Below are 12,277 nucleotides of genomic sequence, written 5' to 3' on the forward strand. Positions count from 1 at the left end.
TGGTGGACGCAGAGCGCGCCGATGGCGGCGTTTTTCCTGATGCCGAGCCGGCTGTGGGAACTGACGGTGGGCTCGCTGCTGCTGGTGGCGCAGCGGCGGGGTCTGCTGGGGGCGGAGTGGATGAAGGGCCGCTGGCCGCGGCTGGCGGGGGCGGCGCTGCTGCTGTGGGCGGTGGTGATGACGTCGGAGCGTGAGGGCTTCCCGGTGCCTGGGGTGCTGCCGGCGGTGGTGGGGACGCTGCTGGTGCTGCAGGCGGGTCCCGGTGAGGGGGGGAGATTTCTGCCGGGCCGCTGGCTGGAGCGGGTGCTGCTGACGTGCGGGCTGCTGTCGTATTCGCTGTACCTGTGGCACTGGCCGGTGATCGTGCTGCTGCGTTGGACGTGGGGGATGGAGACGTGGTGGCAGTACGTGGTGGCGGTGGCGGGGAGCGTGGTGCTGGCGGTGGCGGCGTATGGGCTGGTGGAGCAGCCGGTGCGTCGTTATCCGCTGAAGTGGTGGTGGGAGACGCTGCTGGCTGTGCTGGCGGTGGCGGGCCTGTGGATCGGCATCGATGCCCTGCACCACCAGTTCCGCGGCAAGTTGTTTCTCGGCAAGGACGCCGATCCGGTGCCGATCAGCGAGCGCGTCCATGCCCTCAATCCCCTGATCCCGGGCACCGGCATCACCAGCGATTGCACGGTGGCCAGTGGCAAGCCCTACAACGCCACCACCCGGCCGAATTTCGACAAGTGCAACCGGCCCGGCACCCCCGGCGCCCGGGAGATCTTCCTGCTGGGCGACTCCCATGCCCAGCACCTGCTGCCGATGCTGGATGCGGTGACCGCCCGCACCGGTCAGCGGCTCACCTTCGCCGCCATGGGCGCCTGCCTGATCGATCCGCAGCTCACGGTCACCTGGCAGCAGGGCCGCTACGAATCCTGCCGCCAGTTCTCGGCCGGCGAGATGGAGCGCTCCCTGCAGCGCCTCCAGCCGGGGGACATCGTCCTGGTCTCGGGCTTCCTGCACAACTACCTGGCCAGCAACGACCTGGAGGGCCGGGGCTACGGCGCCCCCACCTACCTGGGCCAGCGCCGCCTGCGCATCGCCGAGGTGCGGCGGGCCTGGGTGGGGGGCATGCGGGCCTACGCCGAGCGGCTGGCGGCCCGGGGCATCCAGCTGGTGCTGGTGGTCGACAACCCGTCCCTGGCCAGGGAGCCGGTGGCCTGTCAGGACCCTGCCGGCAGCAGCTGCGCCGGCGATGCCGCCACCACCGCCCGGATGCGGGCGACCCTGGGCAGGCTGCTCGCCGAAGTGGCCGCCGGCCTTCCCAATGTGCACGTGTTCGACCCCACCCCCTACCTGGTGGGTCCCGATGGGCGGGTGGTGTACCGCCGGCCCGACGGCACGCCGCTCTACGCCGATTCCCACCACCTGAGCGTGTCGGGGAGCCGGTCCCTGGCGGCCCCGTTCGAGCGTTTTCTCCAGCAGCAGGGCCTCACCAGCCCCCGGCCCACCCTTTCCCCGCCGTCGCCATGACCCTGCAACCCCCCACCGGGGACTCCCCCCACTGGCGCTTCACCGATCCGGCCAGCGGCGATGTGCTCACGGTCGCCCCCGAGCGCGGCGGGCTGGTCACCGGCTGGTGCTGCGGCGGCAGCGACGTCCTCTACTTCGATGCGGAGCGCTTCGCCGACCCCGCCAAATCGGTGCGGGGCGGGATTCCCGTGCTCTTCCCCATCTGCGGCAACCTGCCCGGCGACGCGCTCGTGCTGCCCGATGGGACGTTCCCGCTGGCCCAGCATGGCTTCGCCCGGGATCTGCCCTGGTCCATCGCCCCGCTCGCCGACGGCAGCGGCGTGGCCCTGCGCCTCGAGGACGGCCCGGAGAGCCGCCCCCATTTCCCCTTCGCCTTCGCCCTGGAGCTGGAGCTGCGGCTGCAGCCCTCGGCCCTGGCGATCACGGCCCGGATCAGCCACAAGGGCGAGGCCGGCACCGATCCCCTGCCCTTCAGCCTGGGCCTGCACCCCTACATCGCCGTCGCCGACCTGTCCCAGGTGCGGCTCGAAGGTCTGCCGGTGGACTGCTTCGACCACCTCACCATGGCTCCTGCCGCCACCGCCGATCAGCTCTCCCGGCTGGAGCAGGGCGTCGATTTCCTCTGCAGCGGCCGGGGCCCGGTGCGGCTGGTGGATCCGGCGGGCGGCCGGGCGGTGACGCTGCATCCCGCCGCCCCGATGGATCTGGTGGTGGTGTGGAGCGATCCGCCCCGGCCGATGCTCTGTCTGGAGCCCTGGAGCGGCCCGCGGGGGGCCCTGAGCACGGGCGAACGGCGCCTGCTGGTGCCGCCCGGGGACTCCCTGGAGCTGGGCTGCCGCTACACCGTCGAGAGCCTCTGAGCGACGCCGGGGAGCCGGCCCGGGGCCAGCTGGCCGGCTGGATCGAAACGGTGCTTGATCGCCTCGATCAGGGGGCGGGAGGGGGCATCCAGCCAGGCCGGCAGGCCGGAGCTGGGGGGCTGGCGCAGCACGGTGAGATGGCCGCCGAGTTCGTTGCAGAGGCTGCGCAGGGTGCTCACCTGGCTGGAGGTCAGGGCCGGCCGGGGCTCCGTCGGCTCTGACCAGGCCAGGCCGAGGCCACTGCCGGCCGCCATGTCCACGGCCAGTCCCGCCAGGGCCGGGGCCTGCATCAGGCTCCCGAGCCGATCGGGGCTGACGCCGAGGCGCAGCAGCCAGGCGGGCGCGCTGGCACCCGTGGGCGCTGCGGCGGCAGGGCCGGTGCCCCCCCGCGCGCGGGCCAGCCAGGTGCCGGTGGTGGCGGCGTCCAGCACCCGGGCGGGCAGGGTGCTGCGCTCCTGCAGGCAGCGCACCTGCTCCTGGAGGGTGGCGGCATCGACGCTGGCCAGGCCGATCAGCAGCAGGGGCTCCGGGTCCAGCCCGGCGGCGGCGGCGAGGCTGCCGTTCCACCAGTCGATGCGCTCCGGGCTGAGGCTGGAGCCCAGCAGCCAGCGGCTGAGGCCGGCCAGATCCTCCGCCCCTCCCTGGAAGCAGACACTGCGCCGCAGGGGCGGCTGGGGCAGGGTGCGCAGGGTCAGCTCGGTGATCAGGCCCAGGGAGCCCCAGCTGCCGGTGAACAGCCGCATCAGGTCGTAGCCGGCCACGTTCTTGACCACCTTGCCGCCGGCCCTGGCCGTCACCCCGTCGGCGCGCATCAGGGCCAGGCCGATCAGCTGGTCCCGCACACCCAGGTAGCGCTGGCGGTAGCCGCCCGCCAGGCCCCGGGCCACCAGGCCGCCGATGCTGCCGGCGGCGGCGCCCTGCCGGTCCCCCCAGGGGGCATCCACGGACAACCACTGTCCCTGGTGTCCAAGGACCTCCTGGACCTCCACCAGTGGTGTGCCAGCGGCCACGGTGATGGTGAAGTCGCCGGGGTTGAACTCCCGCACGCCCCGCAGGCCGGCGCAGCTGACCACCGTGCAGGGCCCCGCGACGGGCGGGCCCCAGTCGAGCCGGGTGCCCAGGCCCGCCGGCAGCCAGGGCGAACCCTGCCGGTGCAGGTCACGCACCAGCTCCTGCAGCTCGCTGGGCTCAGGTCGCATCACGGCACGATGGTGCCATGGCGCAGGCAGCCCAGGCGATCAAGATCGTGGTGATCGACGACGATCCCACCGGCTCCCAGACCGTGCACGGCTGTCCGTTGCTGCTGCGCTGGGACGCTGAGACGCTCGCCGCCGGCCTGGCCCACCCGTCGCCGCTGCTGTTCCTGCTGGCCAACACCCGCGCCCTGGCGCCGGCCGAGGCGGCCGACCGGGTGCGGCAGATCTGCCGGGCCCTCCGGCCCGCCCTGGAGCGGGCGATGGCCGCCGGCACCATCAGCAGCTGGCTGGTGGTGAGCCGGGGCGATTCCACCCTGCGGGGCCACTTCCCCCTGGAGGTGGAGGTGATCGCCGCGGAGCTCGGCCCCTTCGACGCCACCCTGCTGGTGCCGGCCTTCCTGGAGGGGGGGCGCACCACCGTCGATGGGGTGCATCGGCTCCATGGCCAGCCCGTGCACGAGAGCCCGTTCGCCCGGGACGGACTGTTCGCCTACGGAACCAGCCATCTGCCGGACTGGGTGGAGGAGAAGAGCGGCGGCCGCATCCCCGCCACCGCCGTGGACCGCATCGGCTGGCGGGAGCTGGACGCAGGCGGCCCCGCCCTCATGGGCCACCTGGCCTCCCTGGAGCGCAATGTCTGCGTGGCGGTGGATGGGGGTTCCACCCAGCAGCTGGCGGCCCTGGCCGCCGCGGTGCGCTCCCTGAGTGCGGCCGGGGGGTCAACGCCAGCGGGCGATGGGCCCGGGGAGGGGCGTCCCCGCCGCTTCCTGTTCCAGTGCGCCGCCAGCCTGATCCAGGCCCTGGCTGCGCTGCCGCCCCAGCCGCTGGCGCCGGCGGCCCTGGCGTCCCTGCGCCGCCGCGGCGGCGCCGGCCCCCTGCCGGGGCTGGTGCTGGTGGGCTCCCACGTGCCCCTGGCCGACCGGCAGCTGGAGCGGCTGCTGGCGGAGCCGGACTGCGTCGGGGTGGAGCTGGAGGTGAGCAAGGTCCAGCGGCTGCTGGAGGGCCCGGAACCCGTCTTGCTGCTGGCCTCCCTGGAGCAGGCCTGGGCTCGGCGCCTGGCGGAGGTGCTGGCCGGGGGGCACACGCCGGTGCTCTACACCAGCCGTGGTGAGGCCCGCTGCCGCCATGCCGGCGAGCGCCGGGCGCTGGGCCTGGCCCTGGCGGGGGCGATGGCGCGGCTGGCGGCCGCTCTGGCCCCCGCCCTGGGCTACCTGATCAGCAAGGGGGGCATCACCACCCACACCCTGCTGGCCGACGGGCTGGATCTGGAGCAGGTGGAGCTCCAGGGCCAGTTGCTGCCGGGGCTGTCCCTGGTGCTGGCCGCCCAGGGAGTCCATCAGGGGCCCCTGCCCGTGCTCACCTTTCCCGGCAATCTCGGCGACGAGGGCACCCTGTGGGAGGCCTGGCGGCGGATGGAGGCTCAGGCCGGGCCGGCGTAGCTGCGATCCAGCAGTTCGATCGGATGGACCACCGGCAGCGGCCGCTGCTGCGCCGCCATGGCCTGGCGGATCTGGAGCGTGCAGCCGATGTTGGCGCTCACGGCCAGCTGGGCCCCGGTGCCGCTCAGATCCGCGGCCTTGATCCGGCCCAGTTCGGCGGCCTCCTCCGGCTGGACCAGGTTGTAGATGCCCGCACTGCCGCAGCAGACGCCGGCCTCGGTGGCTTCGCGGATCCGCACATGGGGGATCCGGCCCAGCAGGCGCCGGGGCTGGGCCGCCAGGCCCTGGCCGTGGAGCTGGTGGCAGGCATCGTGGTAGGCCAGCTCCACGGGTCGCTCGGCGCTGGCGGGGGTGCCGTCGTCGTGGAGGAGGGGCCGCAGCCCCGCCTGGAAGTCCTCGCTGAGCCCGACCGTGTCGAGGAATTCCTGCAGGTCGGCCACCGTGCCCAGCACGGGGTGGCGGGTGCCCAGGATCTGCCCGTAGGCCTTCAGGGTGTGGCCGCAGCCCGAGGCCGCCACCAGCAGGGCATCGAGGGGTTCGGGGCCCGCCGCCCGCCCCGGGCCGATCACCGCCTCGAAGCTGGCCATCAGGGCCGCCGCCAGTTCCCGGGTCTGCTCCAGTTCCCCCTGGTGGTGGGTCATGGCGCCGCAGCAGCCCTGGTCGGGGGGGATCACCACCTCGATGCCGTTGGCGGCCAGCACCCGGATGGCGGCGGCGTTGACCCCCGGCTCGAAGACCCGTTGCACGCAGCCGAGCACCAGCCCGACCCGGTGGCGGCGGGGCCCCACGGCCGGCACCAGCACCGGCCAGTCGTCACGGAAGGACTGCGCCGGCAGGGGCGGCAGCAGGGTCTCCATCGCCGCGATCTGCGGCCCGAAGAGCCTGGTCAGGCCGCTGCGGCGTGCCAGGGCCTGCAGGGGCGTGCCGGCGTAGGCCCGCAGGGGGGCCAGCAGGGCCCGCAGCCGCCCGGGGTAGGGGAGCAGGGCGAACAGCAGCCGCCGGAAGGTGCGCTGGCCGGGGCTGCGCAGCTCGGGCGCGTTCAGCCGCGGCCGCATGGTCTCGATCAGCTCGTCGTAGCGCACGCCGGCCGGACAGGCGGTGACGCAGGCGAAGCAGCCCAGGCAGGTGTCGAAGTGCTTCGCCACCGTGGCATCCAGCGTCAGCTCGCCGGCGTCGATGGCCTTGAGGGCATGGATGCGCCCCCGGGGCGAGTCCATCTCGGTCCCCAGCACCCGGTAGCTGGCGCAGGTGGGCAGGCAGAAGCCGCAGTGGACGCAGGGGTCGGCGGCGATGAAGCCGGCCCCGGGCTCCCCGGCAGCCTGGGACCCGCTGGTCGCGATGGACGGAAGGCTCATGCGGCCCATTGTGATCGCTCGTGCGGGCCCCCAGGCCCCCGGCTTCAGCCTCCGAAGTGGCGCACCACGGCCTCGGCGAAGCCGGAGCAGCTGACGGCCTCGGCGCGGGGTTCCATCAGCCGGGCCAGGTCGTAGGTGACCTCCTTGTTGGCGATCGCGGCGCTGATCCCGGCGGTGATCAGGTCAGCCGCTTCCTGCCAGCCCATGTACTCCAGCATCATCACGCCGGAGAGGATCACCGATCCCGGGTTGATGCGGTCGAGCCCGGCGTGCTTGGGGGCGGTGCCGTGGGTGGCCTCGAAGATCGCCGCGTTGTCGCCGATGTTGGCGCCGGGCGCCATGCCCAGGCCGCCCACCACCGCCGCTGCGGCGTCGGAGATGTAGTCGCCGTTGAGGTTGAGGGTGCAGAGCACCGAGTACTCCTGGGGCCGGGTCTGGATCTGCTGGAAGATGCTGTCGGCGATGCGGTCGTCGACCATCACCATCGACTTCCACTTCCCGCCGCCGTGGCTGGTGCCGATGGCGTCGAGCACGTCCTTCACCTCCGCGTCGACGGCTGCCTTCTTCTCGGGGGTGAGGCTGTCGTAGCCGGGTTCGATCAGGCGGGCGTTGTCCTCGATGCTCAGGCCGGGCTTCTCCTCCAGGTTCCCCAGGATCCAGCTCTCCCGCTCGGTGACGCACTGGTCACGGAACTCGGTGGTGGCCAGCTCGTAGCCCCAGTCGCGGAAGGCCCCCTCGGTGAACTTCATGATGTTGCCCTTGTGCACCAGGGTCACGTGGCGCTTGGCGCCCTCCAGCCCCAGGGCGTGGCGGATGGCCTTGCGCACGTGGCGCTGGGTGCCCGCCTTGCTCACCGGCTTGATGCCGATGCCGGCCCCCTCGGGGATGCGGCGCTTGCCGAGCTTGCCGTTGGCGGGGATCACGGTGTCGTTGAGGTGGGCGATCAGCTCCACGCACACCGGATCCGTGGCCTCCCACTCGATCCCCATGTAGATGTCTTCGGTGTTCTCCCGGTAGACCACCACATCCAGGTCCTGGGGCCGCTTGTGGGGGCTGGGGGTGCCGTCGTAGTAGCGGCAGGGCCGCACGCAGCAGTACAGGTCGAAGATCTGGCGCAGGGCCACGTTCAGCGAGCGGATGCCGCCGCCGATCGGGGTGGTCAGGGGCCCCTTGATCGCCACGCCGTACTGCTCGATCGCCGTGAGGGTGTCCTGGGGCAGGTACTGGTAGGTGCCGTAGAGCTCGCAGGCCTCGTCGCCGGCGTACACCTTGAACCACTCGATGCGGCGCTCACCGCCGTAGGCCTTGGCCACGGCCGCGTCCAGCACCCGCTGGGTGGCGGGCCAGATGTCCACGCCGGTGCCGTCGCCGCGGATGAAGGGGATGATCGGGTCGTTGGGAACGATCGGCTGGCCGCCCTCGAATCGGATCGCCGTGCCGCTGGACGGGACGGTGAGCTTCTCGTATGTGGCCATTGAGTCGGCACGGAACGCGTGGGTGAGCCTAGGTTTCGGACACATTGGCTTTCTGCTCAGGGGAAACGGCATGAATGCGGCCGACCAGGCCCGATCGGTGGAACTGGCCGCCGCGATCGCCGCGGTGGTGGGGCACTTCCGCCTGCATTTCCCCGCCGCCCGGGCCAACCTCACCCCCTGGCGCGACGATCCCCTCACCCGGGCCTTCGATGAGCGGGAGACACTGGATCTCTCCTTCCACTTCCCCGGCTGGAGCCCCCGCCTGCAGTGCCGCTCGCTGCTGGTGCAGCTGCGCCTGGAGCGGGCGCCGGTCGGATCGGGCGAACGGCCCCGGCTGCTGGGGGTGCTGATCCGCGGGCTCACCTACGAATCGGAGCGCTGGCGCCTGGCCACGGTGGGGGACTGGCAGCCCTCCGGGTCCCATCTCCCCGCCGAGGAGGTGGTCGGCGTGCTGCAGCAGGTGTGCCGGGAGCTGTTCGATCTCTTTGGCGATGTGTCGGCCGGCGGCACCCGGGCCGCGTAATCCTTCGCAACCTTGCCGCGTCGCCCCGCAGGCCCCACCTACGTTTGTACGTCTGCCCGCGCAGCCTCCCGATCCCATGCCCGTCGCCCTTGCTTCCCAACTCCGTGAGGGAACGAAGAAAGCCCACACCATGGCCGAGAACACCGGCTTCGTGAGCTGTTTCCTCAAGGGGGTCGTCGACAAGGCCAGCTATCGCACCCTGGTCGCCGACCTGTGGTTCGTCTACAGCGCCATGGAGGAGGAGATCGGCAAGCTGGCCGACCATCCGGTGGTCGGTCCGATCGCCTCCCCCGAGCTCAACCGCCGCGAAACCCTCGAGGCCGATCTCACCTTCTATTTCGGCGGCGACTGGCGCCAGCAGATCCGCGCCACCCCCGGCGCCCAGGAGTATGTGGCCCGCCTGCACCAGGTGGCGCGGGAGTGCCCCGAGCTGCTGGTCGGCCATCACTACACCCGCTACATCGGCGACCTTTCCGGCGGCCAGATCCTCAAGAACATCGCCCAGAAGGCGATGAACCTGGGTGAGCACGATGGCCTGCGCTTCTACGAATTCGACGCCATCGACGACGAGAAGGCCTTCAAGGCCAACTACCGCGCCACCCTCGACAGCCTGCCCATCGACCAGGCCATGGCCGACCGGATCGTGGCCGAGGCCAACGAAGCCTTCCACTGCAACATGAAGATGTTCCAGGAGCTGGAAGGCAATCTGGTGGCGGCGATCGGCAAGGTGCTGTTCGGCTTCCTCACCCGCCGCACCCGCGCCGGCAGCACCGAGGCCGTGCCCGCCTAGGTTTCCCAGGCCAGCGGCGGCCGCCGCCCCTCCGAACCGCGTGCGCCCGATCCGCTTCCTGCTCCCCGGCACCACCGGCCGCCTCCGCGGCGGCGGCCTGCTGGTCGAACTGCAGACCGCCAGGCTGACGTCCCAGCTGACCCCTACCGAGGTGGTCACCTACCGGAAGCGGGAGGCCGATCACCCGTACCTGGAGGATCTGCTGGCCCGGGAGCAGGCCCCCGGGGACGCCCTCTGGATCGTCAGCTGGGGGTTTGATGTGCCCCGCCTGCTGCGGCGACTGCGGGGCCGGCCCGTGGCTTACCACGCCCACAGCAGCGGCTACGGGTTTTCGCTGCCGCCCGGGGTGCCGCTGCTGGCGGTCAGCCGCAACACCCTCGGCTACTGGGGCGACCGGGCCCCCCGCAATCCCCTGTTCCTGGTGCCGAACGCGCTGCAGCCCCAGTGGCTGGAGCGGGGCAACCGGGCGGCCCCCGTGGGCTGCGGCCGGCCCATCGATGTTCTGGTGCAGCAGCGCAAGAGCAGCCACTACCTCCTGGAGCAGCTGGTGCCGGCCCTGCGCCGGCGCGGGTTGCGGGTGGAGGTGCAGAGCGGCTGGGTGGACGATCTGGTGGATCTGTTCAACAGTGCGGCCGTCGTCCTCTACGACTCCGCCGACTACTGGCGCGGCCGGGGGGTGAGCGAGGGTTTCGGCCTGCCGCCCCTGGAGGCGATGGCCTGTGGCTGTGTGGTGTTCAGCAGCCTCAACCATGCCCTGGCCGACAGCCTCGATCCGGGGGTGGTGGGTCACCAGATCGGCTGCGGCAGCCTGGAGCACGATCTGGAGAGGATCCAGGCGGCGGTGGCCGACCCTCTGGCGTGGCTGCCGCCGCCGGCCCGCCTCGCCAGCCTGCTGGAGGCCTGCAGCGAGCCGATGCTGCAGGAACGCTGGCATTCGGCCCTGGAGGCCATCGACGCCCACTGGACCCACCTGCTGGAGGGGGCGTCGCCGTTGCGCTCGCCCCCCGTGCTGGCCGTGCGGATCGACCAGTGGCGGCGCCGATTTTCGGCCATGTGGCGATCACTGAACTGACTGGCTGGCGCAGCGGCGGCCCCTCGGGCCGCACGGGTACGATTCCGGCAAAAGTCTGACCAGATGTTTCGCAAAAGCCAAACCTTCAAGAGTTTGGTGCGACTTCTGGCCCAATTGCCGCGTCGTCGCAAGCGGGCGCTGATGCGCCTGATCCCGTTGGCGATTCTCGCCGGCGTCGCCGATCTGGTGGTGGTGGCCCTGGTGGCCCGCCTGTTCACCGTCGTCGTCGGCGGTGAGAACCGCCCCTCCATCCCCTGGGAAGGCCTGGTTCCGGACGATCCGCGCGTCAAGGTGGTGGTGCTGGTGGTGGCCTTCGTGACGGCCGCCTGGTTCTCCTCGATCTCCAAGCTGATGTTGCGGGCTTTCCAGCTGCGGCTGAAGGCTTCGATCTGGCGTGATCTTTCCGATATGGCGCAGCGCAAGCTGATCGCCCAGCCCTATGTCTATTTTCTGGGTGAATCGAAGTCAGATATCTCCTCCATGGTGCTGATCAACGTGTCGCGCGTCGCCGACATCGTTGTGCTGCCCCTCCTCCAGCTGGCCAGTGGCGTGTTCGTGATCGCCCTGCTCTCCGCCGGCATGCTGATCGTCGGCAAAATGCTGGCCGTTGTTCTGATCCTCGGACTCCTGCTTGGGTATCTGCTGATCTCCACCGCCATCACACCCTTCCTGCGCTTTGCTGCCCGGCAGCGGATCCTGCTTGAGGTGCGCACCAATACGATTCTTTCCGAATCCATGCGCACGATTCTCGATGTGCAGCTCACAGGATCGGAGCCCTACTTTGAGCGTCATTATCAACAGGCCGGTCGCGAGACCATTCCCTTCATCTGGAAGGCCGATGTCCTGCCGGAAACACCACGGGCGCTGATTGAACCGCTCGGGATCACGATGATCTTCGCGGCCGGGATGCTGCCCCTTCTTTCGAACCCAGATCCTGGGGCGCTGCTGAAGATCATTCCGTTCCTGGCCACGGTGGCCGTCACCTCCCTCAAGCTCACCCCTCCCCTGCAGGACAGTTTCCGGGCCATCACGTCTCTGAGGGCCGGTCTGCCCGACCTCGAGGAGACACTCAAGCTGATCGAACTGCCCGAGGCCCGGCTCACGATCCGCTCCGAGGGTGTGCCCTCCCCCGACGGTGTGATGCCCAAGCGGGTGATCCGTCTCAACAGCATTTCCTATCGCTATCCAGGAACGGATGCCGATGTTCTCCGCGACGTCTCCATGTCGATCCCGGTGGGCTCCCGTGTGGCCTTTGTCGGTGCCACCGGCAGCGGCAAGACCACAACGGCCAACCAGCTGCTCTGTCTGCTGCGTCCCACCAGCGGCACCCTGCAGCTCGATGGCATCGATGTGGATGACGCGGACGTGCCGGCCTGGCAGGCCAACTGCGCCTATGTCCCCCAGGCGATCAACCTGCTCAACAGCAACATTATCGAGAACATCGCCTTCGCCGAGGAGGTCGACGAGGTCGACCAGATGCGGGTCTGGGAGGCCCTCCAGGCGGCCCAGCTGGCCGACATCGTCGCCGAGCTCCCCCTTGGTCTGTTCACGCCGATCGGCGACAACGGCATCCGGCTGTCCGGTGGCCAGCGGCAACGGCTCGCCCTGGCACGCGCCTTCTACCGCAACGCCAAGTTCCTGGTGCTGGATGAGGCCACCAGCGCCCTCGACAACCGCACCGAATCCGAAGTGATGGATGCCATTGAAGTGATCGGACGTCGCTGCACCCTGGTGGTGATCGCCCATCGCCTCTCCACGGTCATGCGTTCCGATTGCATTTTCGAATTCGAAGCGGGACGCATCAAGGCCTCTGGAACCTTTGACCAACTCAGGCAGCGCTCCGAAACCTTCAACGATCTGGCCTCCTTCGAGCGTCGCCTTTCCAGCCCTCTTGGTTGATGGCGCTGACCGGGTTTTTCCAGGTTGATGGTGATGGCTTCGATCGGCAGACTTGCACCGTTTCCTTCCCCTGAGCGACCCGTATCTGTTCCGATCGCCGCGCCTGTCGGGAAGGGGCTGCTAGGGTCAAATTTCAACGTTCCATGCCGGAGC

The 12,277-nt window shown here is 70.6% G+C and carries 10 protein-coding genes; 7 read left to right on the forward strand and 3 right to left on the reverse strand.

Annotated elements, in window-relative coordinates; translation table 11 throughout:
• Positions 1-1,515: acyltransferase family protein (locus KUG39_RS05905; RefSeq protein WP_216913551.1), on the forward strand; the 1,515-nt coding region annotated here is incomplete at its 5' end.
• On the forward strand, positions 1,512-2,375 hold the full coding sequence (locus KUG39_RS05910; protein WP_216913553.1) for an aldose epimerase family protein: 864 nt from the start codon (positions 1,512-1,514) through the stop codon (positions 2,373-2,375). The genes KUG39_RS05905 and KUG39_RS05910, both read left to right, overlap by 4 nt.
• On the opposite strand, the gene KUG39_RS05915 is transcribed toward KUG39_RS05910, so the two are convergent.
• Positions 2,354-3,574: an FAD-binding oxidoreductase gene (locus KUG39_RS05915; RefSeq protein WP_216913555.1), complete on the reverse strand. Its 1,221-nt coding sequence runs from the start codon at positions 3,572-3,574 to the stop codon at positions 2,354-2,356. The genes KUG39_RS05910 and KUG39_RS05915 overlap by 22 nt on opposite strands.
• A 17-nt stretch (positions 3,575-3,591) precedes the next feature.
• Here KUG39_RS05915 and KUG39_RS05920 point away from each other — a divergent pair, with 17 nt between their 5' ends.
• Complete coding sequence (locus tag KUG39_RS05920) at positions 3,592-5,010, forward strand: four-carbon acid sugar kinase family protein (protein WP_094584345.1); 1,419 nt, start codon at positions 3,592-3,594, stop codon at positions 5,008-5,010.
• Here the strand turns inward: KUG39_RS05920 and KUG39_RS05925 are convergent.
• Both KUG39_RS05925 and KUG39_RS05930 read right to left on the reverse strand, forming a co-directional pair.
• Positions 4,992-6,365, reverse strand: coding sequence for a (Fe-S)-binding protein (locus KUG39_RS05925; protein ID WP_216913557.1), 1,374 nt, complete (start codon positions 6,363-6,365; stop codon positions 4,992-4,994). The two genes, KUG39_RS05920 and KUG39_RS05925, sit on opposite strands and share 19 nt — an antisense overlap.
• A 44-nt stretch (positions 6,366-6,409) precedes the next feature.
• Positions 6,410-7,840: an NADP-dependent isocitrate dehydrogenase gene (locus KUG39_RS05930; RefSeq protein WP_216913559.1), complete on the reverse strand. Its 1,431-nt coding sequence runs from the start codon at positions 7,838-7,840 to the stop codon at positions 6,410-6,412.
• A gap of 70 nt (positions 7,841-7,910) precedes the next feature.
• Here KUG39_RS05930 and KUG39_RS05935 point away from each other — a divergent pair, with 70 nt between their 5' ends.
• From KUG39_RS05935 to KUG39_RS05950, 4 genes are all read left to right on the forward strand, one after another.
• Positions 7,911-8,363 (forward strand): Tery_1686 family protein, encoded by a 453-nt coding sequence (locus tag KUG39_RS05935; protein WP_094584348.1) that lies wholly within the window; start codon positions 7,911-7,913, stop codon positions 8,361-8,363.
• A gap of 76 nt (positions 8,364-8,439) precedes the next feature.
• Complete coding sequence (locus KUG39_RS05940; protein WP_094584349.1) at positions 8,440-9,153, forward strand: biliverdin-producing heme oxygenase; 714 nt, start codon at positions 8,440-8,442, stop codon at positions 9,151-9,153.
• 40 nt (positions 9,154-9,193) lie between these two features.
• Positions 9,194-10,225, forward strand: coding sequence for a glycosyltransferase (locus tag KUG39_RS05945; protein ID WP_216913561.1), 1,032 nt, complete (start codon positions 9,194-9,196; stop codon positions 10,223-10,225).
• Positions 10,226-10,381: 156 nt separating this feature from the next.
• Positions 10,382-12,124 carry an ABC transporter ATP-binding protein gene (locus KUG39_RS05950; protein WP_353617338.1) on the forward strand — a complete coding sequence of 581 codons (1,743 nt, stop codon included), beginning with the start codon at positions 10,382-10,384 and terminating at the stop codon, positions 12,122-12,124.
• Positions 12,125-12,277: the final 153 nt, after the last annotated feature.

The sequence above is a fragment of the Synechococcus sp. CCAP 1479/10 genome (genome assembly GCF_019038515.1).
Taxonomy (GTDB): domain Bacteria; phylum Cyanobacteriota; class Cyanobacteriia; order PCC-6307; family Cyanobiaceae; genus Cyanobium.

Coding starts and splice junctions, on each gene's coding strand:
- KUG39_RS05910 (WP_216913553.1), top strand. CDS start 1,512: ATGACCCTGCAACCCCCCACCGGGGACTCCCCCCACTGGCGCTTCACC.
- KUG39_RS05915 (WP_216913555.1), bottom strand. CDS start 3,574: ATGCGACCTGAGCCCAGCGAGCTGCAGGAGCTGGTGCGTGACCTGCAC.
- KUG39_RS05920 (WP_094584345.1), top strand. CDS start 3,592: ATGGCGCAGGCAGCCCAGGCGATCAAGATCGTGGTGATCGACGACGAT.
- KUG39_RS05925 (WP_216913557.1), bottom strand. CDS start 6,365: ATGAGCCTTCCGTCCATCGCGACCAGCGGGTCCCAGGCTGCCGGGGAG.
- KUG39_RS05930 (WP_216913559.1), bottom strand. CDS start 7,840: ATGGCCACATACGAGAAGCTCACCGTCCCGTCCAGCGGCACGGCGATC.
- KUG39_RS05935 (WP_094584348.1), top strand. CDS start 7,911: ATGAATGCGGCCGACCAGGCCCGATCGGTGGAACTGGCCGCCGCGATC.
- KUG39_RS05940 (WP_094584349.1), top strand. CDS start 8,440: ATGCCCGTCGCCCTTGCTTCCCAACTCCGTGAGGGAACGAAGAAAGCC.